Source organism: Actinomadura graeca (genome assembly GCF_019175365.1).
Classification (GTDB): Bacteria; Actinomycetota; Actinomycetes; order Streptosporangiales; family Streptosporangiaceae; genus Spirillospora; species Spirillospora graeca.
On sequence record NZ_CP059572.1, the window covers coordinates 5320352 to 5342692 of the forward strand.

The following is a 22341-nucleotide window of genomic DNA, read 5'->3' on the forward strand; positions in this document are numbered from 1 at the left end:
GGCACAAATCCCCCTGAAGGGCGAAAGGGGGGATGAATGCCGTGCGAAAGTTCATTTCTGAACGATTGAGCCAGGGTGGGGGTCGCACCCGTGTAAGGGGCATGGGACTTTTCCTCCGCTTGCTCGTGGCCGCGGGACTGGCGGCCGACGCCATCGTGCACTGGAGGTTCGCCCCCGACATGGCGTATGTCCAGGGCGGCTCGATCGATGGCGACATGCTGTTCCGGATCCAGGCCGCGATCGCGGGCGTGACGGCCGTGGTGATCCTGACCTACGCCCGCCGGTGGTCGTACGCACTGGCGTTCCTGGTCGCGGCGAGCGCCGTGGGGGCGCTGCTGTTCTACTACTACGTCGACGCGGGCGCGATCGGGCCGCTGCCGGACATGCACGAGCCCGTCTGGTACAGCGACAAGACGATCAGCCTGATCGGGGAGGGCATCGCCGCGCTGGCCGCGCTGGCGGGATTCGTGCTCACGGGCCCGGCGGACCACGACACGAGGTCCCGTACGAGCGAGCCGGCGGGCCACTTCTAAACCACGGGGAAACATGCCCTCATCGGGCCGTTCGTCCCGGCGCGTCCGGGAACGTTCTCATCATGCCTCCGCCGCCCCCCGCCGCATCCGGCTGATCATGCTCGGCGTCCTGCTGGCCGGGTCCCTCGGCGCCTGCACGGGCGGTGGCGACGGGCGGCCGCCGCAGCTCGGCGCGGTCGCCAGATCCGACGTGTCCGAGGTGGTCGAGGCCCCCGGCACGGTGTCGGCGCGGGCCACGGCCGTGCTCCGCGCGCCCGCCGACGGGACGGTCGAGCGCCTCTACGTCGCCGACGGCGACAAGGTCCGCGCCGGCGACGTCCTCGCCAGGATCCTGTCGCCGGACGCCGAGGAGCGCCTGGCACGGGCGCGCGAGGCGGACCGGGCGGCGTCGGGCGGCGTGTCCGTGCCCGCGGGCGCCGACCTCGCCGCCCTCCAGCACCGGACGGACGAGGCGGCGCGGGAGGGGTTCGCCGAGGCGCGCGAGGCCGCGCAGGGCATCCCCGACCCGGAGCAGCGGGCGCTCGTCCTCACGGCGATCACGCGCGCCGAGACCGGGTACCGCACCGCGGCGGATGCCGCGCGGACCGCCGTGGCCAGGCTGAACGCCGGGCTCGGCGGCCTCGGCGCGACGGTGTCCTCGATCACCGCGGCGCAGCGGGTGCAGACGCGGGCGGCGGTCGGCGCGGCCGAGCGCACGATCGGCGCGCTGACGATCAAGGCGCCGTTCGGCGGCGTCGTCGGGCTCGGCGGCCCCGCCGGGGGCGCGCCAGGCCCCGGCGACCTCGCCGGGCGGCTCCCTCGCCCCCTGCGCACCGAGGACGGCCTCACGGGGCTCGGCAGCCTCGGTGTGCCCGGCGCCTCGCCCATCGCCGCGGGCGCGCCCGTCTCGGCCGGTGACGCCGTCGCCACGGTCGCCGACGTCTCGGCGCTCTTCCTCGACGCCCGCGTGGACGAGAGGGACGTGTTCGAGGTCCGCGAGGGCGTGCAGGCGGACGTGGAGCTCGACGCCGTCCCCGACGGGACGTACACGGCCAAGGCGACCAGCGTCGGGTCGACTCCGGCGGCGGCGAGCGGCGGCGGCGTCACCTACAAGGTGACCCTCGCGCTCGGCCGCGGGACCCTGGCGGGCGGTGGAGCGGCCCCGTGGCCGAAGCCGGGCATGAGCGCGATGGTCTCCATGCGGATCCGCGACGTCCGCGACGTCCTGTCCGTCCCGGCCGCGGCGGTCGTCACCAGCGGACGGGAGTCGTTCGTCTGGGTGGAGTCCGGTGGCCGCGCCCGGCGCCGGGTGGTCGGGGTGGGCGTGCAGGGCGACGCGACCGTGGAGATCACGCGCGGCCTGAGGGAGGGCGAGCGGATCGTCGTGCGCGGCGCCGACTCCGTCCGCCCGGGGCAGGAGCTGGATCCGTGACGTCCGGGGGCGCGGCGGGGGAGCCCGCGCTGGAGGCGGTGGCCGTCAGCCGGACGTACCGGATGGACGGTGCCGACGTCACCGCGCTGCACGCGGTGAACCTGCGCATCGACGAGGGGGAGTTCGTCGCGATCGCCGGGCCGTCCGGGTCGGGCAAGTCGACGCTCCTGCATCTGCTCGGCTGCCTGGACCATCCGACCTCCGGGTTCCTGCGCGTCTCCGGGCGGGAGGTCGCCTCGCTGAGCGAATCCGAGCTCGCCGGGCTGCGCAACGCCCGCTTCGGTTTCGTGTTCCAGTCGTTCCGGCTGCTGGAGCGGGCGAGCGCGCGCGAGAACGTGGCGCTCCCGCTCGTCTACCGCGGCGTGCCGCGGGGCGAGCGCCGCCGCCGCGCCGCCGAGGCGCTCGCCCTGGTCGGCCTCGAACACCGTCTCGGCCACCGGCCGGACCGGCTGTCCGGCGGCGAGCGGCAGCGCGTGGCCATCGCCCGCGCGCTCGTCGGCGACCCCGGTGTCGTCCTCGCCGACGAGCCGACCGGCAGCCTCGACGCCGACGCCGGGCGGCGCGTGCTGGACCTGCTCGAACGCCTCAACGCCGAACGCGGCGTCGCCGTCGTCCTGGTCACCCACGATCCCGGCGTCGCCGGCCGCGCCCGCCGCCGGGTCCGCATCCGCGACGGCCGCATCGAGCACGACGACGCCGCAGGACGCGACGCGGGCGTGCCGCGGGAGCGGCGTTGAGGGTCGCCGAGTCGTACCGGGAGGCGTCGGACGCGCTGCGCGCCCACCGGTTCCGCAGCGCGCTGGCGATGCTCGGGGTGGCCGTCGGCGTCGCCGCCGTGGTCGTCCTCGTCGCGGTCGGCGCCGGTGCCCGCGACCTCGTCCGGTCCGCGATCGAGGGCCTCGGCTCCAACGTCATCGTCGTCGCGCCCGGAGGGCCCGCTCCCGGGCCCGCGCCGGTGGCCGGGCGGATGCGGCTGGAGGACGCCCGCTACCTCGGCCAGGTGACCGGGGACGAGAGCGCCGTCGCGGCCGCGCTCGGCTCCGGCGGGGAGGTCCGGGCGGGCCGCGGGTCGATGCCCGTGATGGTCGTGGGCGCGGACGAGAACCTCCGCGGCGTCCTCGGCCGTCCGCTGCGCCAGGGCCGCTACCTCACCCGCGCCGACGTGGACGGGCGCGGCCGCGTGGTGGTCCTCGGCTCCGGCGCCGCGCGGCGGCTGTTCGGCGACGCGGACCCCGTCGGGCGGCAGGTGTCGGTCGCGGGCCGCTCCCGGTTCCGCGTGGTCGGCGTGCTGGCGGAGGTCGGACGGGGCTTCGGCGGGGCCCGGGACGCCGAGGCCCACATCCCGATCACCACGGCGCAGCGCATGTTCGGCGTGACCCGCGTCGACTACATCGCCGTCCGGGCCCCGGCGAAGGGCGACGTCCCGCGCCTGCGGGCCGAGGTCGTGGACGCGTTGCAGAGCAAGTACCGGGGCGAGAGCTTCTCGGCGGTCACCCGGACACAGCTCCTCGGCACCGTCGGGAGGCTCCTCGGCGCGCTCACCGGCGTCCTCGCCGCCATCGCGGCGGTCTCGCTGCTCGCCGGGGGCGCCGGGGTCTCCGGCATCATGTTCGCGGGCGTCAGGGAGCGGACCGGGGAGATCGGCCTGCGCAAGGCGCTCGGCGCGCGGCGGCGCGACATCCTCGCGCAGTTCCTCGCCGAGGCCGTGCTGCTGACCTCCTTCGGCGGCGCCGCGGGCGTCCTGCTCGGCGTCGGCGCCGCGCTCGCCGTCGGCGTCCTGACGCCCGTCCCGGTGGCCGTCGCCTGGTGGTCCCCGGCGCTCGCCTTCGCCGTCTCCGCCGCGGTCGGTGTCGTCTCCGGCGTCGTCCCCGCCCGCCGGGCCGCCCGGCTCGACCCGGTCGCCGCGCTGCGCTGACCTCGGCCTGCTCCGGCCCGCAGCCCAGGCCCTCTAGGCGACCGCCTCCGGTCCTTCCGTGGCGGAGCGGACGAAGCGGGCCGCCTCCCGCATCGCGGCGCCCGCCTCGGGCAGCACCCGGTTCAGGATCTGGAACACGTGCATCTGCCCCTGCCACACCTGGAGCTCACAGGAGGCGCCCGCGCGGTCCAGCGCGTCCGCGAGCGCCTCGGCCTCGGGACGCAGCACCTCCGCGCCGCCCACCTGGATCAGGACGGGCGGCGCGTCGTCCCACGCGCACGTCAGCAGCGCCAGCCGGGGGTCGCCGAACCCGTCCGGGCCGACCACGAGGCGCGCGATCCGCCGTGCCGAGCGGGCGCTGATGTAGGGGTCGCGGGCGCCGTTCTGCGCCCGGATGGAGAGTTCACAGGTCAGGTCGACCCAGGGGGAGAACAGCACGATCCCGGCGGGAGGCGGCAGCCCCGTCCGGCAGATCTCGGCGGCCAGCGCGGCGGCGAGGTGCCCGCCCGACGAGTCGCCCGCGAGGACGATCCCGGACGCGGGGACCCCGCGCGCCAGCAGCCACCGGTACGCCGCCACCGCGTCCTCCAGCGGCGCGGGGAACGGGTGCTCGGGCGCCAGCCGGTAGCGCGGGACGAGGACGGGCAGTCCCGTGTCGACCGCCAGCCGCGAGGTGATCGGCCGGTGGGTGCGCGGCGAGCAGACGACGTAACCGCCGCCGTGCAGGTAGAGGATCGTGCCGTCCGCGTTCCCGCCCTCGCGCGGGACGACCCACTCGCCCCTGACCGGCTCACCGCGTCCGGTCCCGGTCCGGGGGCCGCTCAGCGGTGTGACGCGGACGCGCGAGGTGTGCCGCATCAGCAGGGACGCGGCGTCGACCGTCGAACGGGCCGTGCGGATGCCGCCCGCGCCCCCGGGGACGCGGTGGACGAACGGCCGGGCACCGAGCCGGATCATCCCGCTGAGCGCCCGGCTGCGGACGCTCGGCCCGGCGGCCCGCGGCCCGGTCGTACGCGGTCCGGTCGTACGCGGCGAGGGGGTCACCTCGGCAGGATCCATCCGCACCTCATCCGCTGTTTCGCGTGTGTTACGGATATGCCCATAAATGCCCGGTAACGCACCTCGGGCCGTCCCGGTCCCGGACCGTCCCGCCCCCGGCCGATCGCCCGGAACGTGTGATCCGCGCCACGGCGCCCGCGCGATACCGTGAGGTCATGACCAGCCCCGCCGCGTCCGCCCCCTCCGAACCGGCGGGGTGCGGGCTGAGGATCCTCTGGGACGACCGGCTCGTGTCCTACGACTTCGGGCCCGGTCACCCGATGAACCCCGTCCGGGTCGAGCTGACGATGGCGCTGGCGCGCGGGCTGGGCGTGCACGACCGGCCGAACGTCCGCGTCACCGGGTTCGGCGCGGCCGGCGACAAGCTGCTCGGGCTCGTCCACGAGGAGTCCTACATCGCCGCGGTCAGGCACGCCGGCGAGACCGGGCTGCCCGACGAGCGGCACGGGCTCGGCACGCCCGACAACCCCGTCTTCCTCGGCATGCACGACGCGTCCGCGCTGGTGGCGGGCGCCTCCGTGGCGGCGGCCGAGGCGGTGTGGACGGGCGGTGCCGAGCACGCCGCGAACATCTCCGGCGGGCTGCACCACGCGCTGAGCGGCGCCGCGAGCGGCTTCTGCGTCTACAACGACCCGGCCATCGCCATCGCGTGGCTGCTGGAGAACGGCGCCGAGCGCGTCGCCTACGTCGACGTCGACGTCCACCACGGCGACGGCGTCCAAGCCGCCTTCTACGACGACCCGCGCGTGCTGACGATCAGCCTGCACGAGACCCCGCGGACGCTGTTCCCCGGCACCGGCTTCCCGAACGAGACCGGCGGTGTGGACGCGCCGGGCACGTCGGTGAACGTGGCGCTGCCGCCCGGCACCGGGGACGCGCCGTGGCTACGCGCGTTCGAGGCGATCGTCCCGCCGCTGCTGCGCCGGTTCCGCCCGCGGGTCCTCGTCACCCAGCACGGCGCGGACGGCCACGCGCTCGACCCGCTCGCGCACCTGACCCTCAGCGTGGACGGGCAGCGCACCGCCTACGCGGCGCTGCACCGGCTCGCGCACGAGACCGCCGGCGGCCGCTGGGTCATCACCGGCGGCGGCGGATACGAACTGGTCCAGGTCGTCCCGCGCGCGTGGACGCACCTGCTGGCCGAGGCGTCGGGCGCGCCGATCCCGCCCGAGACCCCGACGCCGGAGGAATGGCGCGAGTTCGTCCGGCTGCGGGCCGACGAGATCGCCCCCCGGCGGATGACGGACGGAACGAGCACGGTGGAGGTGCCCAGGTGGGGGAACGGCTACGACCCGGCGAGCCCGGTCGACCAGGCGGTGCTGGCGACGCGGCGGGCGGTGTTCCCCGAGCACGGCCTCGACCCGATGACGGACGAGTGACGGCCGCCCCCGGACGGGACGCGCTGCGCGCCCATCTCGTCGAGACGAGGATCGCGGGCGACGTGGCGACCCCGCGCCAGAACAACCTGCTGCACTACCGGCGGCTCGTGGCCGGCGACCCGTACTACCGGCTCGGGCTGGAGCTCAAGCCGTCGTGGACGGAGCAGGGCGTCCTGGAGACGATGGTCGAGCGCTGCGGCGTCGATCCCGACCCCGCGCACCTGTACGGCGACGACACCATCGACCCCGACATCACCCTCGACACGCTGGAGGCGATGGGCGACCGCATCGGGCTCGCCGCCCGCCGCCGCGAGACCGTGGTGATCGCCACCGGCCATCCGGCGACCCTGACACCCGTCTACCAGGCCGTCGCGGCCGTCCTGGCGGACGCCGGTTGCCGGATCCTGACGCCCGCCGCGGGCTGGACCTACGAGGTCGGCACCGGCTGGGGCGGTGTGGAGACGCGCCGCCTCGTCTACGCCGAGGGCGGCGTGGCGATGCTGGAGGGCGACGACGGCCGCACCCACCACACGCACGACCCGCACCCCATGGAGGCGATGCTCCGCGAGCTCGCCGCGGCGGCCGCGGAGGCATCCTCCGGCCCCGGGGAAGGCGCCCCGGCGGGGTCCGCCGCTACCGGTTCGGGTGATCTGGCGGGAAGAGAACCGAATGTTTGGCCGGATCTGGCCATCGCCGACCATGGCTGGGCGGGCGCGGCCGGGCAGGCGGGCATCGACACCGTCGGGTTCGCTGACTGTAACGATCCGGCGCTGTTCGTCGGGGCCGCGGAAGGCAAGATCAACGTGGTCGTCCCGCTCGACGACGGTGTATCCCCGCACCATTACGCGCCAATGACCGCCTATCTCCTGGGAAGGGCCGGGCTCTCCGTATCCGGCTGACCACGCTCACCTGGCGGATAGGCCCGCGCATCTGTCACTCCGTGTGACGCAACGGCCGTAGCGGGGCGTCTGCGTCCGCGCGAAGCCACCGAATGCGCCTGAGTCGCAGGTCATCGCCTGGTTTCGGTTGACAACCGATCGCCGGGCGACTCCCTGTGCCGTCACCTCACCCTCCGTGCGGACAGTGCCCTGTGGCCGCCCGGTCAGGTCGGGATACGGAAATGGGTGGAACTCCCCTCTTGCGACTGCCGATACGCGATTTACGCTGGAGGAAGTACACGTGCGTGATCAAAGTCACCCAAAGGGCCGGTGCGCGGCACGTGTGGAAGAGGGCGTCCGATGAGCTCAGGCGAGCGACCTCTGAGTGAGGTCAGGTTCCTGACCGTCGCCGAAGTGGCGTCGGTGATGCGGGTGTCCAAGATGACCGTCTATCGCCTCGTCCACTCCGGCGAGCTGCCCGCGATCCGCGTGGGCCGTTCGTTCAGGGTTCCCGAGCAGGCCGTTCACGACTACCTGCGCGACGCGTACATCGAAGCCGGATAAGGGATAGGGGCGGGGGACGAGAGACCTCCCCGCCGCGACCTCCACACCCGGCCGTGCAGGGGGCACCGGGACGGACCGCGAGGGACGGCCCGGAGCTGGGGAACAAGGACAGGGGACCGGCCGGTGGCCGAACGGCCACCGGAGCCGGCGCCCGGGGGAACGGGGGCATCACCGATGCCCGCGGCGTCCCGGGCGCCGGGGGACGGTCAGGACACGACGCGGGACGGGCGGTGCCCGCCCCGCGCGGAACGGTGCCCGGCGCCGCGCGACGTGCGGTGCCGGCTCCCGCATGTCAGGCCACGGCCTGACCTCCGCCGGTACAGCGGTACCCTTGGGCAGCGGACCGTGCGCGCGTTCGACCGATGCTCGCCTGCGGCACGCCCGTCTCCTGCCGATCACCCGATACGCCGAGCGAGGTCACGTGGGCTCTGTCATCAAGAAGCGCCGCAAGCGGATGGCGAAGAAGAAGCACCGCAAGCTGCTGAAGAAGACGCGCATCCAGCGTCGCAACAAGAAGTAGACACGCCGGCCACTCAGCCGTAAGGGGTGGGGCGCACCGTGTCCTCCATGCCCGCCGCCGCGGCCCGTGTCGTCCTCGTCACGGGCGTGTCCCGTTTCCTGGGGGCGCGGGTCGCGCACACCCTCCAAGCCGACCCGGGGATCGAGCGCGTCATCGGGGTGGACACCGTGCCGCCCGGAGCGCAGCCCGGGGCGTCGCCCGGAACCTCCCCCGGTCGCACCGAGTTCGTCCACGTCGACATCCGCACACCGGACATCGCGAAGATCATCGCTTCGGAGCGGGTCGACACGGTGGTGCACCTCAGCCTGGTCACCGCCCCGCCGGCGTCGCGCGCGAAGGCGAAGGAACTCAACGTCATCGGGACGATGCAGCTCCTCGCGGCCTGCCAGCGCTCGCCCGACACGCGCAAGCTCGTCGTCCGCTCCTCGGCCGCCGTCTACGGCTCCTCGCCGAGGGACCCCGCGGTGTTCACCGAGCGGGACGAGCCCGCCGAGGCGCCGGCCTCCGGGTACGCCAAGGACGCGGTCGAGGTCGAACGCTACGTCCGGGGGCTCCAGCGGCGCCGCTCCGGCCTCACGGTGTCGGTGCTGCGGTTCGCGAACCTCCTCGGGCCCGGCGTCGACTCGCCGTTCACCCGCTACCTGCGCCTGCCGGTCGTCCCGACGGTGCTGGGCTTCGACCCGCGGCTCCAGTTCCTGCACGAGGACGACGCCGTCGAGGTGCTGCGGCGCATGACCGTCGAGGACCACCCCGGCTGCTTCAACGTCGCGGGCGACGGGGTCCTGCTGCTGTCGCAGGCGCTGCGTCGCGCGGGGCGCCCGTACGTCCCCGTCCCGTCCCCGTCGATCTCGGTCCTCGGCGACATGGGACGGCGCTTCGCGGGTATGTCGGGGTTCTCGCCCGAGCTCCTGCGCTGGCTGACCTACGGCCGCGTCGTCGACACGTCGGCGCTCGCCCATGAGCTGGCCTGGCGTCCGAAGCACGGATCCGAGGCCGCGTTCGCCGACTTCGTCGCCGCGCAGATCTCCGGGCAGGGCTCCGGGCAGGGTTCCGCCCAGGTCCCGGGGCACGACATCGGACGCGGCGTGCTCGACCGGCTCGGCGCCGTCCTCGGCAGGGGAGGAACATGAACGCCGACCGGCAGGGCGACGACGCGCGGCACCGCCCCGGCGGGCGCGGCCCCCTCGAAGAGACCATCGCCTCCGGCCTGGCCTTCCTGCGCCGCCGCCTCAACGGCGAGTACGAGGTCGACGAGTTCGGCTTCGATCCCGACTTCAACCGCACCGTGCTGCTGCCCCTCGCCCGCGCGCTCTACCAACACTGGTTCCGCGTGGAGGTCTCCGGCGTGGAGCACGTCCCCGCCGGGGGCGCCCTCGTCGTCGCCAACCACTCCGGCACGATCCCGCTCGACGCGATCATGCTCTCCGTCGCGGTCCACGACCACGCCGGACGCGACCTGCGCCTGCTCGGCGCCGACCTCGTCTACCAGGTGCCCGTCCTCGGCCACCTGTCCCGCAAGGCCGGCCACACGCTGGCCTCTCCCGCCGACGCGTCCCGCCTGCTCGGCAAGGACGAGCTGGTCGGCGTCTTCCCCGAGGGCTTCAAGGGCGTCGGCAAGCCGTTCGCCGACCGCTACCGGCTCCAGCGGTTCGGCCGCGGCGGGTTCGTCGAGACGGCGCTGCGCGCGGGCGTGCCGATCGTCCCCGCCGCCATCGTGGGCGCCGAGGAGATCTACCCGAAGATCGCCGACGTGCGCCCGCTCGCCCGCCTGCTCGGCCTCCCGTACTTCCCGGTCACGCCGACGTTCCCGCTGCTCGGCCCGGCGGGGCTCGTCCCGCTCCCGTCCAAGTGGATGATCCGGTTCGGCGAGCCCATGCCGCTGGAGGAGTACGACGCAGCCTCCGCCGACGACCCGATGACCGTCTTCGAGATCACCGACCAGGTCCGCGAGACCGTCCAGCAGATGCTCAACGAGACCGTCCTGCGGCGGGGCCCGGCCTTCTTCTAATGACCGGGGGCCCGGCTGGGCAATGTCAGGGGGGCATGGCACGATTTCGCAGGTGGACAGCACCGCGGACCGACACCTGGGCGACCTCGCGCGGCTGCGCCGCGTCCGCGACCGGATCGACCGGGACTACGCACAGCCCCTGGACGTCGAGGCGCTCGCCCGTGGTGTGCACATGTCGGCGGGGCATCTCAGCCGCCAGTTCCGCCTCGCCTACGGGGAGTCACCGTACAGCTACCTGATGACGCGGCGCATCGAGCGCGCCATGGCCCTGCTGGACCGAGGCGACCTCAGCGTCACCGACGTGTGCTTCGCGGTCGGCTGCTCCTCGCTCGGCACGTTCAGCACCCGCTTCGCCGAGCTGGTGGGGATGCCGCCGAGCGCCTACCGGCGCCGCGAGGCGGGCGCCGCGGCGGGTATGCCGTCGTGCCTGGCGAAGCAGGTGACCCGGCCGATCAGGAATCGAGAAGCGCCGGACACGGGCCCGCACCTAGCCTGACCGGCATGGACGTCGGCGGCCGCGCGACCCCGGGCGCGATCCCGCCGGCGGCCTGACCCGCCGTCCGGGAGCGGGCGCCGGGACGTCCGGACGACTCCGCAGATCAGGTAGACATGGGCCGGAGCGGCCCCGCCCGACAGATGGGAACACCACAAGCATGGTCACGAGGACCGACGCGCAGCCGCCTGCGCAGCACGCCGCCGACAGCCACGACCTGATCCGCGTGCACGGCGCCCGCGAGAACAACCTCAAGGACGTCAGCATCGAGATCCCGAAGCGCCGGCTGACGGTGTTCACCGGCGTCTCCGGCTCGGGCAAGAGCTCCCTGGTGTTCGCGACGATCGCCGCGGAGTCGCAGCGGATGATCAACGAGACCTACAGCGCCTTCGTGCAGGGCTTCATGCCGACGCTGTCGCGGCCCGAGGTCGACGTGCTGGAGGGGCTGACGACCGCGATCATCGTCGACCAGCAGCGGATGGGCGCCGACCCCCGCTCCACGGTCGGCACCGCCACCGACGTCAACGCGATGCTGCGCATCCTGTTCAGCCGGCTCGGGCGGCCGCACATCGGCGCGCCCAGCGCGTTCGCCTTCAACGTGCCGTCGGTCCGGGCGAGCGGTGCGATCACCGTCGAGCGCGGCGACCGCAAGGCCGTGAAGGCGACCTTCACCCGCACCGGCGGCATGTGCACGCGCTGCGAGGGCCGCGGCACGGTCTCCGACATCGACCTCACCCAGCTCTTCGACGACTCCAAGTCGCTCCTGGAGGGCGCGATCACCGTCCCCGGCTACAAGGTGGACGGCTGGTGGACGGTCGGGATCTTCACCGAGTCGGGCTTCCTCGACCCGGACAAGCCGATCCGCGAGTACACCAAGCAGGAGCTGCACGACCTCCTCTACAAGGAGCCGGTGAAGGTCAAGGTCAACGGCGTCAACCTCACCTACGAGGGGCTCGTCCTGAAGGTGCAGAAGTCGTTCCTGTCCAAGGACCGCGAGGCGCTCCAGCCGCACATCCGGGCGTTCGTGGACCGGGCGGTCACCTTCACCGAGTGCCCCGAGTGCGAGGGCACCCGGCTCAGCGAGGCGGCCCGGTCGTCGCGGATCGGCGGCGTCAGCATCGCCGACGCGTGCCGGATGCAGATCAGCGACCTGGCCGAGTGGGTCCGCGGCTTGGACGAGCCGTCGGTGGCGCCGCTGCTCGCCACGCTGGCCCACAGCCTCGACTCGTTCGTGGAGATCGGGCTGGGCTACCTCTCGCTGGAGCGGCCCGCGGGCACGCTGTCGGGCGGAGAGGCGCAGCGCGTCAAGATGATCCGCCACCTCGGCTCCTCGCTCACCGACGTCACCTACGTCTTCGACGAGCCGACGATCGGCCTGCACCCGCACGACATCCGGCGGATGAACGACCTGCTGCTGCGGCTGCGGGACAAGGGCAACACGGTCCTGGTCGTGGAGCACAAGCCGGAGACGATCCTCATCGCCGACCACGTCGTCGACCTCGGCCCCGGCGCCGGGACGGCGGGCGGCACCGTCTGCTTCGAGGGCACCGTCGAGGGGCTGCGGGCCAGCGGCACGATCACCGGACGCCATTTCGACGACCGGGCGTCCCTCAAGGAGACGGTGCGGACGCCCACCGGCGCGCTGGAGATCCGCGGCGCGACGGCGCACAACCTGCGCGACGTCGACGTCGACGTGCCGCTGGGGGTCCTGACCGTCGTCACCGGCGTCGCCGGTTCCGGCAAGAGCTCGCTCGTGCACGGCTCGATCCCCGCGGGCGCGGGCGTGGTGTCGATCGACCAGTCCGCCATCCGCGGCTCGCGGCGCAGCAACCCGGCCACCTACACCGGCCTGCTCGACCCCATCCGCAAGGCGTTCGCGAAGGCCAACGGCGTGAAGCCGGGGCTGTTCAGCGCCAACTCCGAGGGCGCCTGCCCCGCCTGCAACGGCGCCGGGGTCGTCTACACCGACCTGGCGATGATGGCGGGCGTCGCCAGCACCTGCGAGGACTGCGAGGGCAAGCGGTTCCAGCCGTCGGTGCTGGAGCACCTCTTCGGCGGCCGCGACATCAGCGAGGTCCTCGCGATGTCGGTGACGGAGGCCGAGGCGTTCTTCGGCGAGGGGGAGGCGCGCACCCCGGCCGCGCACCGCATCCTCGGACGCCTCGCCGACGTCGGGCTCGGCTACCTCAGCCTCGGGCAGCCGCTCACGACCCTGTCCGGCGGGGAGCGGCAGCGGCTCAAGCTGGCCACCCACATGTCCGAGAAGGGCGGCGTGTACGTCCTCGACGAGCCGACGACCGGTCTCCACCTCGCCGACGTCGAGCAGCTGCTCGGTCTCCTCGACCGGCTCGTCGACTCGGGCAAGTCGGTCATCGTCATCGAGCACCACCAGGCGGTCATGGCGCACGCCGACTGGATCATCGACCTCGGCCCCGGCGCCGGGCACGACGGCGGCCGGGTCGTCTTCGAGGGCACGCCCGCCGACCTCGTCGCCGCCCGCTCCACCCTCACCGGCGAGCACCTCGCGGAGTACGTCGGCGCCTGACCTCGGGGAACCGGGCCCCGGCGCCAGCGGACGCGGCGCTCGGGGCCGCGGTGACGCGGCGAGGAGGGCGGCGGGTCAGTTCGCGCGGTAGTGCTTGCGCAGGGCGATGCCGGCGGCGACACCGCCGGCGAGGGCCCCGGCCCCGGCGGCGGCGGGAAGCGCGACCATGGTGACCTTGCGCCCGGTCCGGAAGTCGTGGACCGGCCAGCCGTTCCGCCTCGCGTGCTCGCGGAGCGCGGAGTCGGGGTTGACGGCGTGCGGGTGGCCCACGGCGGTGAGCATCGGCAGGTCGTTGAACGAGTCGCTGTAGGCGGAGCAGCGGGCGAGGTCGAGCCCCTCGCGCTGCGCCAGCGCCCGGACGGCCTCGGCCTTCGCGGGCCCGTGCAGCAGGTTCCCGACGAGGCGGCCGGTGTAGACACCGTCGCGGGTCTCGGCGACGGTGCCGAGCGCGCCGGTGAGGCCGAGCCGGTGCGCGATCGTCCGGGCGACCTCGACGGGGGTGGCGGTGACGAGCCACACCTGCTGGCCCGCGTCCAGATGCTGGAGGGCGAGGGTGCGGGTGCCGTGCCAGATCCGGTCCGCCATCACCTCGTCGTAGATCTCCTCGCTGAGCCGGACGATCCCGGCGACCCCCTGGCCCGCGACGAACGCCAGCGCGGCCTCCTTGGCGCTGCCGATGTGTTCGGCGTTCTCCGTGCCGCGCAGCCGGAACGCGGCCTGGCCCCAGGCGAACATGGCGAGGTCGCGCATGGTGAACAGCTTGCGGGAGGCGAGGCCGCGGGCGAAGTAGTAGATCGACGCGCCGCGCATCATCGTGTTGTCGACGTCGAAGAACGCCGCCGCCCCGGGGTCGGGGACGGGGACCGGCGTCAGCCGGGCCGCCGCCTCCGCGGCCGCCTCGCCGGCGCTCACGTGGTCCTCGTCCCTGCCGCGCTGCCAGAATCGCCGCATGGCCTTGAGCCTAGTCGGCGACGTTGCTCCGTTCTGCTTGGCGGGCGTGGTTCCGGTGGTCGTCACGGTGGTCGCCCGCGGCGGCCACCAGCCGTTCCCTCAGCGCGGCGCGGAACCGCGGGTCCGGCCCGTCGCCGCTGGCCCGCAGCCGGGCCAGTGCGCTCCCCTTCTCCATCGTCTTGCCTCGCCTGGTCCTCACCGGCCGCTCCCTTGCCGTCCAGGCGCGCGGGCTGCCCTCCCGTACGCGCTCTCCCGTCCGCAAGAACGATCGGATGGCACATGAGGTTACGGGCCGGTACTGATGGACACCCGCGCCAGAGGGACGGCCCCGGGGGTCAGCCGCGCAGGTCGTCCGGCAGCATCCGCTCCAGCGCCCGGACGGCGCGGTACTGCATCGCCTTGATCGCGCCCGGTTTCTTGCCCATCACCAGCGCGGTCTCGGCGACCGACAGCCCGTGCAGGAAGCGCAGCACCACGCATTCCTGCTGCTCGGAGCCCAGCCGCCGGACGGCGGTGAGCAGCGTCCGGTTCGTCATCGCGTCGATGACGGCGCTCTCCGGGCCCTCCTGCGGGCGGCTCGGCTCGACGAGCTCGGCCGTGCAGACCTCCAGCCGGTAGCGCCCGGACTTGTAGTGGTCGGCGACCAGGTTCCGCGCGATCGTGACGAGCCACGCCCCGAAGTCCTTGCCCTGCCAGTGGAAGTCGTGGATCCGGCGGAGCGCGCGCAGGAACGTCTCGCTCGTCAGGTCCTCGGCGAGCGGATGGGCACCGACCCGGTAGTACACGTACCGGTACACCAGCTCGACATAGTGGTCGTAGAGGAGGCCGAACGCCTCGGCGTCCCCGTCCCGCGCACGCAGGACGAGGGACTTGAGCACCGCCGCGCGGTCGGACCCGTCCTCGCGTCCGCGGGCCGGGCCCGCGGTCCGCCCGGACGGCCGGGGCAGCGGGACGGCCCGGGTGTCGAGGGTCAGGCTGCTCATGCAGTCCTCCTCGGGCGTACACGACCTCCGGCGTGATCTGCCACTCTAGATACCGAGAGGTACACCGGGCAATGGGGGCGTGCGGTCCTCGTCGCCGTCCGATCCGTGGCCGTGCCGTCCCGCACGCTTGTTTTCGGATGCCCTGACCGGGGAGCGGTTACCCGTCACCGCCCCGCATCGGGCACCATGGGGCGCGATGGTCGACGCTCTTCTCGCGCTGCTGGCGACCCTGGGTGCCTTGCTGGCCACCGGGTTGCTGATCGCGCGCGCCTACAAGGACCGGCTGCTGTACCTGATCAGCTGGTCCCTCACCCAGGTCGGGGTGTCGCTCGCGCTGCTGTCCATGGGCGTGGGCTTCATGGCCGGGTTCAACGGCCCGCTGTTCCGCGTCGTGGAGATCGGGGCGGCCCTGATCGGGCCGGTCTGGCTCGCGCTCGGCATGATCGAGCTGATCGCGCGGTACGTGCAGGTGCGCTTCGCCGCGTGGCTGTTCGCCGTGTCCTACACGCTCGTCGCGATCGTCATCCTCCTGCTGGACCCGCTGCGGGGCTCGCTGGGCAAGAGCCTGCCGAAGCCGGGCGACACCTACGACGCGCTGCCGCTGCTGCTGATCGACGGCGCCCACGTGGTGGCCGTCATCGCGCTGGTCGGCTGCACGGGCGTCACCGCGTGGCTGGCGAGCAAACGCGACGAGGAGGCCGGTGAGCTGCTGATCCCCGTCGCGCTGGTCGCGCTGGCCGGGGTGCTGGTGGTCAGCGGCAGCCGCGGGCTCCTGCCCGCGCCGGTGGCGATCATCGCGCTGGGGGCCGCCGCCGGGCTGGTCTGGTACGGCGCGATGCGCACCATCCCCGTGTACGAGGACAACGAGCGCGAAGCGGGCGGCGGGTACGCGGCCGCGGAGTACGCCCCGGAAAAGTACGACACGTATGACAAGTACGACGAGTACGGCGACGACCCGTCGACCGGCTACGAGGACCAGGCGTTCACCTCGTTCCAGCCGGAGCCGGTCCCGGCGCCGACGGGGACGCCCGGGCCGCCGCCCGCGACGAAGCGGGGCGCCCTGCGCTTCCCCGACCAGTCCCCGGCCGACGAGCTGCGCTTCCCGGATGCGGGCTTCCTGGACGACCCGTCCCGCGACCCGGCCGGTCCGACCGCGGTCGACGGGCTGCGCCCGGCCGTCCCCGAGCCCTCCCGCCCCGGCGGCGCGCTCGCGGGGCCGCTCCCCGGGTCGCTCGCCGGTGCCCTTGGCGGCGCCCCCGCCGGGGTGCCGGGCGGCGCCGACCTGCCGGCCGGATGCGGGCAGATCACCGTCTACACGCTGCTGGACGGACGCGAGGACGCCTTCGACCGGCTCGCCGCCGACCTCGTCCAGGCCGCGCGGGCGACCGAGCCCGACACCGTCGTCTTCGCGTCCCACGAGGTGGTGGGCGCGCCCACCCAGCGGATCTTCTACCAGCTCTTCCGGGACGACGCGGCCTTCGCCGCCCACCGGCAGCAGCCGCACCTCCAGCGGTTCCTCGCCGAGTCCCGCACGCACGTGCTGGCCACGAACGTGATCGAGCTGCGGCTGGGCTCCTCGAAGATCCCGCTGCCCGCGCCGGAGTACCCGGGGAGGTGACCGTGGACGGCATCATGATCACGCTGCTCGGCAAGCCCGGCTGCCACCTGTGCGACGACGCCCGCGAGGTGATCGGGCGGGTCGCCGGCGAGCTGGGCGTGCCGTGGGAGGAACGTGACATCACCCGCTCCGAGGAGGACACCCGGCTGTACTGGGAGCAGATCCCCGTCACGCTGATCAACGGCGTCCAGCACGACTTCTGGCGGGTCGACGAGCGGCGGCTGCGCGCCGCGATCGGGGAGCTCCGCGCCCGCTGACGGGATGTCTCGTCCGTCACACCCGGGGCCCCGGCGGCGGCCCGGCCACGGCCCGGAACGGTCCGCGGACGCCCTGTACGCGGGGTCCCCGCGTGACCGGCCTGGCCAGGCACGACCCGGGCAACAGGGGCCCCACTTTGTGCGCGTATTCACAAGGGCTTAACCTGAGGGGTAGCCCTGGGACGGTCAGGCCGTGGCCGTGAGGCCCGGCCGGGCGGGCCGGGGCGAGGGACCTCCGGGTCCCGTCCCCAGCGTCGAGTCCCGAAGAGCAGGCCGTGACATCTCGACAGAACCGCCCGCGCGACCGCGGCATCCCCGAAGCCACCGTGGCGCGGCTTCCGGTGTACCTGCGCGCGCTCCACGGGCTCCAGGACCGCGGCGTGGCGACCGTCTCGTCCGAGGAGCTGGCCGCCGCCGCCGGCGTCAACTCGGCCAAGCTCCGCAAGGACCTGTCCCACCTCGGCTCGTACGGGACGCGCGGCGTCGGGTACGAGGTCGAGTACCTCGTCTACCAGATCTCCCGTGAGCTGGGCCTCACCCAGGACTGGGTCGTCGCCATCATCGGCGTCGGCAACCTCGGCCGCGCCCTCGCCGGATACGGGGGGTTCGCCTCCCGCGGCTTCCGCGTCGCGGGCCTCCTCGACGCCGACGACTCCATCGTCGGGCAGGAGATCTCCGGCATGACCGTCGGCCACATCGACCGGCTGGAGGACATCATCGCCGATCACGGCGTGTCCATCGCCGTGATCGCGACGCCCGCCGCCGCTGCCCAGGGGGTGTGCGACCGCGTCGTCGCCGCCGGTGTGACGAGCGTCCTGAACTTCGCGCCCGTCGTCCTCTCCGTCCCTGAGAGCGTGGACGTGCGTAAGGTCGACCTGTCGATCGAATTGCAGATCCTCGCCTTCCACGAGCAGCGCAAGGCCGGGGGGCCGGGCGACTACGAACCGGTGCCCGGCGGTGAGCCCCCGGGGGCCGCGCATTACGTAGAAGCGGTAGAGGCATGAGGCGCCGCGCGGGAGCCGAGGGAGAGGCGGAAGGGACGGCATGAGCGTTCTGGTCGTGGGGCTCAGTCACCGCAGCGCCCCCGTGGCGGTGCTGGAACGGGCGGCGGTCACGGGGGACGACCTGGCCAAGCTGCTGCACTCCGTGCACGATTCCCCGAACGTCGCCGAGACCGCGATCGTCTCGACCTGCAACCGGGTCGAGATCTACGCCGTCGTCGACAAGTTCCACGGCGGCGTCTCGGCGATCTCCGATCTGCTCGCCCGGCACTCGGGCGTCCCCCTGGACGACCTCTCCCGGCACCTGTACGTCCACTACGAGGAGCGCGCCGTCCAGCACGCCTTCGCGGTCGCGTGCGGGCTGGAGTCGATGGTCGTCGGCGAGGGGCAGATCCTCGGGCAGATCAGGCAGGCGTTCCGGTTCGCGCAGGAGCAGGGGACGCTGGGCCGCGACCTGCACGAGGTCCTCCAGCAGGCGCTGCGCGTCGGCAAGCGCGCCCACCACGAGACCGGCATCGACAAGGCCGGGGCGTCGCTGGTCGGCGTGGGCCTGGAGGTCGCCGGACGGCACCTCGGGCCCCTGGACGGCGTGCGCGCCCTGGTCGTCGGCGCCGGTTCGATGAGCTCGCTGGCCGCGGCCACGCTGAGCCGCGCCGGCGCCCGCGAGGTCGTCATCGCGAACCGGACCTACGAGCGCGCGGTCCGGCTGGCGGAGTCCCTGGACGTCCCCGCCCGCGCCGTCGAGCTCCACGCCCTGGACGAGACGATCGCCGAGGCCGACCTGGTGGTGTCGTGCACGGGCGCGCCGGGGCTCGTCCTCACGGCCGAGCGGCTGGCCGCGCGGGGCGCCGGGACGGACGGACGCCGCCGCTTCCTCCTCGACCTCGCGCTCCCGCACGACATCGACCGCGCCGTCCGCGACCTGCCGGGCGTCGAGCTGGCCGGGCTGGACGACCTGCGCACCGCGCAGGAGGCGCAGCGGGCCATCGGCCCCGAGGCCGTCGAGGCGGTCCGCAAGATCGTGTGCGACGAGGTCGCCGCCTTCCTCGGCGCCGCCCGCGCCGCGGCGGTCGCGCCCACGGTGGTGGCGCTGCGCAGCAAGGCCGCCGAGGTCGTGGACGCGGAGCTGGCCCGCCTCGCCGGGCGGCTGCCCGGGCTGGACGAGCGCGACCGCGGGGAGATCGCCCAGACCGTCCGGCGGGTGGTGGACAAGCTGCTCCACGCGCCGACCGTCCGGGTCAAGGAACTGGCCTCGGCGCCGGGCGGCGACACCTACGCCGACGCGCTCCGCGAGCTGTTCGACCTCGACCCGAAGGCGCCCGAGGCCGTCGCACGCGCCGACATGGGGGACGCGGGCGCGCCCGGGGGCACGGCGCCGTCCGGCCCCGTCCCGTGGGGCGGCGAGACGCGCGCGGCCTCCGCCGGCCGTACGGTGGAGGGGAGCAGTAACACCGAGAGCATGGACGTGGCGGGCACGGGGGCGGCCGAGGCCGCCCGCGTCACCCGGATCGAATGCGCCGAGGCCGACTGCGTGAGCAGCGGCCCGGCCGAACCGGGGATCACCGCTGGAGCGGTCAACGCGCAGGCCGGGAGCGTCCGCGCGGTGAGCGGACGCGACCCGCGGCACGAGGGATGACAGACGTGGACGGCGGCCCGGAGGCGGCCCGCCGGAGGCCGAGCGGAGCGAGGCATTGAGGACAACGGGCAGCGGGGGGCCGCTGCGGCTCGGGACCCGCAAGAGCCTGATGGCGATGACGCAGTCGCAGCAGGTCGCGGACGCGTTGACGCTGCGCACCGGGCATGCGGTGGAGCTGGTCGGGGTAACGACCGAAGGTGATGTTTCCAAGGCGCTGCTGGCCCAGATCGGGGGCACCGGGGTCTTCGTCAACGGGCTGCGGGACAAGCTGCTGTCCGGTGAGGTGGACTTCGCGGTGCACTCGCTGAAGGACCTGCCGACGGGCCCGGCCGACGGGATCGCCCTCGCCGCGACCCCGCCCCGCGACGACCCCCGCGACGCGCTCTGCGGCCCGTCCAAGCTGGCGGACCTGCGGCGCGGCGCCCGCGTCGGCACCGGCTCCCCCCGCCGGGTCGCCCAGCTGCGGGCCCTGCGCCCCGACCTGGAGGTCGTCCCGATCCGCGGCAACGCCGACACCCGGCTCCGCAAGGTCACCGACGGGGAGCTGGACGCGGTGGTCCTCGCCTACGCCGGCCTCAAGCGGATCGACCGGCTTGACGCGGTCGCCGAGGTCTTCGACCCCGAGCAGATGCTGCCCGCCCCCGGGCAGGGCTCGCTCGCGCTCGAATGCCGGGCCGACCGCGCCGATCTGCTCGCCCTGCTTGGAACGGTCGACGACCCCGCGACCAGGGCGGCCGTCACCGCCGAGCGGACGGTGCTGGCGGTGCTGGAGGCGGGCTGCTCCGCGCCCGTGGGAACATACGCTGCCGAAGAAGAAGAGCTGCGTCTGACCGCGACCGTCGCCGCCTACGACGGGACCCGGCAGATCAGGCTGTCCGCCAGCGGCCACCCGCAGCGGGCCGAGGAGCTCGGGCGCGACCTCGCGCACCGGCTGCTCGCCCAGGGGGCCGACCAGTTGATGGGGGAGAGCGACATTGAGCCCCGCTAGCACGAGTCCCACGGAGAGCGGCCAGGCGCGCCGCACCGCCGACCCGGGAACCGTCGCCATCGTCGGGATGGGCCCGGGCGACCCCGGCCTGCTGACGCTGCGCGCCGCCGCCGAGCTGGAGCGCGCCGACACCGTCATCGTCGGCCGCGCCCGCTGTCCCGCCGAGGTGCTGTCCCACTGCCGCCCCGACGTCGAGATCATCGACTCCGCCGACGGCGACCCCGCGAGGCTCGCCGCCCGCGCCGCGAAGGCCGGACGGCGGGTCGTCCGCCTGTTCCAGGGCGACCCCGGCATCGGCTGCGGCCTCGCCGCCGAGGGCGCCGCGCTCGCGAAGGCCGGCGTCCCGTTCGAGGTCGTGCCCGGCGTGTCCGCGGTCACCGGCGTCCCCGGCTACGCGGGGATCCCGCTGACCGACCCCAAGCACACCGAGGTCCGCGTCGTGGACGCCTCGCACGGCGGCGTCCAGTGGGACCGCTTCTCCGACCCCGCGGCCACACTGGTGATCCTCGGCGCGGAGGGGACGCTGGCCGAGACCGTCAAGGGCCTGATCGCCGCGGGCCGCCCCGACAGCACGCCCGCCGCCATGACGAGCCTCGGCACCACCACCGAGCAGGAGACCGTCGTGTCGACCCTGCACCGGCTGATCGCCGACACCAAGGGCATGGAGTCCCCCGCCCTGGTCATCGTCGGAGACGTCGTCGGCTGGCGCGACAAGCTGTCCTGGTTCGAGACCAAGGCCCTGTTCGGGTGGCGGGTGCTGGTGCCGCGCACCAAGGAGCAGGCCGCGTCCCTGTCGGACCAGCTGCGCGGGTACGGGGCCGTCCCCGACGAGGTCCCGACGATCTCCGTCGAGCCGCCGCGCACCCCCCAGCAGATGGACCGCGCCGTCAAGGGCCTCGTCACCGGCCGGTACGAGTGGGTCGTCTTCACCTCCACCAACGCCGTCAAGGCCATCCGCGAGAAGTTCGTCGACTACGGCCTGGACGCCCGCGCGTTCGCCGGGCTCAAGGTCGCCGCCGTCGGCGAGCAGACCGCCGCGGCGCTGGTCGAGTTCGGCATCCAGCCCGACCTCGTCCCGTCCGGCCAGCAGTCCAGCGAGGGCCTGGCCGAGGTGTGGCCGCCCTACGACGAGGACCTCGACCCCATCAACCGGGTCCTGCTGCCCCGCGCCGACATCGCCACCGACACCCTCATCGCCCGGCTGACCGACCTCGGCTGGGAGTGCGAGGACGTCACCGCCTACCGCACCGTCCGCGCCGCGCCCCCGCCCGCCCCGATCCGCGAGGCGATCAAGGGCGGCGGCTTCGACGCCGTGCTGTTCACCTCGTCCTCCACGGTCAAGAACCTCATCGGGATCGCCGGCAAGCCGCACAACGTCACCGTCATCGCCGTGATCGGCCCGCAGACCGCGAAGACGGCCGAGGAGTACGGGCTCCGCGTCGACGTGATGGCGGACAAACCGTCCGTATCGGCACTCGCCGAGGCTCTGGCGGAGTACGGTGCGAAGCGCAGGGCGGCTCAGATCGAGGCGGGGGACCCGCTGCGCAAGCCCAGCCAGATGCGCCGGGGCGCCCGCCGCCGCAAGTAGACCCCAGGGGGAAA

22 protein-coding genes are annotated in these 22341 nt (G+C 74.0%); 18 read left to right on the forward strand and 4 right to left on the reverse strand.

Annotated elements, in window-relative coordinates; all coding sequences use genetic code 11:
* The first annotated feature begins 101 nt into the window (after nucleotides 1-101).
* From AGRA3207_RS23590 to AGRA3207_RS23605, 4 genes are read left to right on the forward strand one after another with little or no spacing between them, the layout of a single operon-like run.
* Entirely contained in the window at nucleotides 102-533 is a 432-nt protein-coding gene (locus tag AGRA3207_RS23590; protein WP_231329222.1) for a hypothetical protein, read from the forward strand.
* Nucleotides 534-546: 13 nt separating this feature from the next.
* A complete protein-coding gene (locus AGRA3207_RS23595) occupies nucleotides 547-1944 on the forward strand; it encodes an efflux RND transporter periplasmic adaptor subunit (protein ID WP_231329223.1) in 1398 nt (465 codons plus the stop codon).
* Nucleotides 1941-2681 (forward strand): ABC transporter ATP-binding protein, encoded by a 741-nt coding sequence (locus tag AGRA3207_RS23600; RefSeq protein ID WP_273699768.1) that lies wholly within the window; start codon nucleotides 1941-1943, stop codon nucleotides 2679-2681. Before AGRA3207_RS23595 ends, AGRA3207_RS23600 begins: the two co-directional genes overlap by 4 nt.
* The gene (locus AGRA3207_RS23605; protein ID WP_231329224.1) at nucleotides 2678-3859 is read left to right on the forward strand and encodes an ABC transporter permease; all 1182 of its coding nucleotides are present in this window, start codon (nucleotides 2678-2680) and stop codon (nucleotides 3857-3859) included. The genes AGRA3207_RS23600 and AGRA3207_RS23605 overlap by 4 nt, the downstream gene beginning before the upstream one ends.
* 33 nt (nucleotides 3860-3892) lie before the next feature.
* Here AGRA3207_RS23605 and AGRA3207_RS23610 read toward each other — a convergent pair whose 3' ends face one another.
* Complete coding sequence (locus AGRA3207_RS23610) at nucleotides 3893-4918, reverse strand: alpha/beta hydrolase (RefSeq protein WP_231329225.1); 1026 nt, start codon at nucleotides 4916-4918, stop codon at nucleotides 3893-3895.
* 155 nt (nucleotides 4919-5073) lie between these two features.
* Between AGRA3207_RS23610 and AGRA3207_RS23615 the strand changes: the two genes are divergently transcribed.
* The 8 genes from AGRA3207_RS23615 (at nucleotide 5074) to AGRA3207_RS23650 (ending at nucleotide 13305) form a co-directional block, all read left to right on the forward strand.
* Nucleotides 5074-6297: an acetoin utilization protein AcuC gene (locus AGRA3207_RS23615; protein WP_231329226.1), complete on the forward strand. Its 1224-nt coding sequence runs from the start codon at nucleotides 5074-5076 to the stop codon at nucleotides 6295-6297.
* Nucleotides 6294-7196, forward strand: coding sequence for a phosphatase (locus AGRA3207_RS23620; protein WP_231329227.1), 903 nt, complete (start codon nucleotides 6294-6296; stop codon nucleotides 7194-7196). The genes AGRA3207_RS23615 and AGRA3207_RS23620 overlap by 4 nt, the downstream gene beginning before the upstream one ends.
* A 339-nt stretch (nucleotides 7197-7535) precedes the next feature.
* Entirely contained in the window at nucleotides 7536-7739 is a 204-nt protein-coding gene (locus AGRA3207_RS23625; RefSeq protein ID WP_067466901.1) for a helix-turn-helix domain-containing protein, read from the forward strand.
* A gap of 421 nt (nucleotides 7740-8160) precedes the next feature.
* Nucleotides 8161-8259 (forward strand): 30S ribosomal protein bS22, encoded by a 99-nt coding sequence (locus AGRA3207_RS23630; protein WP_018654693.1) that lies wholly within the window; start codon nucleotides 8161-8163, stop codon nucleotides 8257-8259.
* 47 nt (nucleotides 8260-8306) lie between these two features.
* A complete protein-coding gene (locus AGRA3207_RS23635) occupies nucleotides 8307-9389 on the forward strand; it encodes an NAD-dependent epimerase/dehydratase family protein (protein WP_231329228.1) in 1083 nt (360 codons plus the stop codon).
* A complete protein-coding gene (locus AGRA3207_RS23640) occupies nucleotides 9386-10267 on the forward strand; it encodes a lysophospholipid acyltransferase family protein (RefSeq protein WP_231329229.1) in 882 nt (293 codons plus the stop codon). The genes AGRA3207_RS23635 and AGRA3207_RS23640 overlap by 4 nt, the downstream gene beginning before the upstream one ends.
* A 52-nt stretch (nucleotides 10268-10319) precedes the next feature.
* Nucleotides 10320-10763 (forward strand): helix-turn-helix transcriptional regulator, encoded by a 444-nt coding sequence (locus AGRA3207_RS23645; RefSeq protein WP_420830768.1) that lies wholly within the window; start codon nucleotides 10320-10322, stop codon nucleotides 10761-10763.
* Nucleotides 10764-10920: 157 nt separating this feature from the next.
* A complete protein-coding gene (locus AGRA3207_RS23650; RefSeq protein WP_231329231.1) occupies nucleotides 10921-13305 on the forward strand; it encodes an ATP-binding cassette domain-containing protein in 2385 nt (794 codons plus the stop codon).
* 75 nt (nucleotides 13306-13380) lie between these two features.
* On the opposite strand, the gene AGRA3207_RS23655 is transcribed toward AGRA3207_RS23650, so the two are convergent.
* From AGRA3207_RS23655 to AGRA3207_RS23665, 3 genes are all read right to left on the reverse strand, one after another.
* Complete coding sequence (locus AGRA3207_RS23655; RefSeq protein ID WP_231329232.1) at nucleotides 13381-14256, reverse strand: HAD family hydrolase; 876 nt, start codon at nucleotides 14254-14256, stop codon at nucleotides 13381-13383.
* Nucleotides 14257-14266: 10 nt separating this feature from the next.
* Nucleotides 14267-14455: a hypothetical protein gene (locus AGRA3207_RS23660; RefSeq protein ID WP_231329233.1), complete on the reverse strand. Its 189-nt coding sequence runs from the start codon at nucleotides 14453-14455 to the stop codon at nucleotides 14267-14269.
* A gap of 136 nt (nucleotides 14456-14591) precedes the next feature.
* Complete coding sequence (locus tag AGRA3207_RS23665) at nucleotides 14592-15239, reverse strand: sigma-70 family RNA polymerase sigma factor (RefSeq protein WP_231329234.1); 648 nt, start codon at nucleotides 15237-15239, stop codon at nucleotides 14592-14594.
* Between the two features lie 196 nt (nucleotides 15240-15435).
* Here AGRA3207_RS23665 and AGRA3207_RS23670 point away from each other — a divergent pair, with 196 nt between their 5' ends.
* The 6 genes from AGRA3207_RS23670 (at nucleotide 15436) to AGRA3207_RS23695 (ending at nucleotide 22327) form a co-directional block, all read left to right on the forward strand.
* Nucleotides 15436-16857, forward strand: a complete 1422-nt coding sequence (locus AGRA3207_RS23670; protein WP_231329235.1) for a putative quinol monooxygenase — start codon at nucleotides 15436-15438, stop codon at nucleotides 16855-16857.
* Between the two features lie 14 nt (nucleotides 16858-16871).
* Nucleotides 16872-17114 (forward strand): glutaredoxin family protein, encoded by a 243-nt coding sequence (locus tag AGRA3207_RS23675; RefSeq protein ID WP_231336357.1) that lies wholly within the window; start codon nucleotides 16872-16874, stop codon nucleotides 17112-17114.
* A 275-nt stretch (nucleotides 17115-17389) separates the two neighbouring features.
* Nucleotides 17390-18118, forward strand: a complete 729-nt coding sequence (locus AGRA3207_RS23680) for a redox-sensing transcriptional repressor Rex (protein ID WP_231329236.1) — start codon at nucleotides 17390-17392, stop codon at nucleotides 18116-18118.
* A gap of 40 nt (nucleotides 18119-18158) precedes the next feature.
* Entirely contained in the window at nucleotides 18159-19751 is a 1593-nt protein-coding gene (locus tag AGRA3207_RS23685; protein WP_338028211.1) for a glutamyl-tRNA reductase, read from the forward strand.
* A gap of 109 nt (nucleotides 19752-19860) precedes the next feature.
* Nucleotides 19861-20739 (forward strand): hydroxymethylbilane synthase, encoded by an 879-nt coding sequence (gene hemC, locus AGRA3207_RS23690; RefSeq protein WP_231336358.1) that lies wholly within the window; start codon nucleotides 19861-19863, stop codon nucleotides 20737-20739.
* A gap of 67 nt (nucleotides 20740-20806) precedes the next feature.
* Entirely contained in the window at nucleotides 20807-22327 is a 1521-nt protein-coding gene (locus tag AGRA3207_RS23695; protein ID WP_231336359.1) for a bifunctional uroporphyrinogen-III C-methyltransferase/uroporphyrinogen-III synthase, read from the forward strand.
* Nucleotides 22328-22341 lie beyond the last annotated feature (14 nt).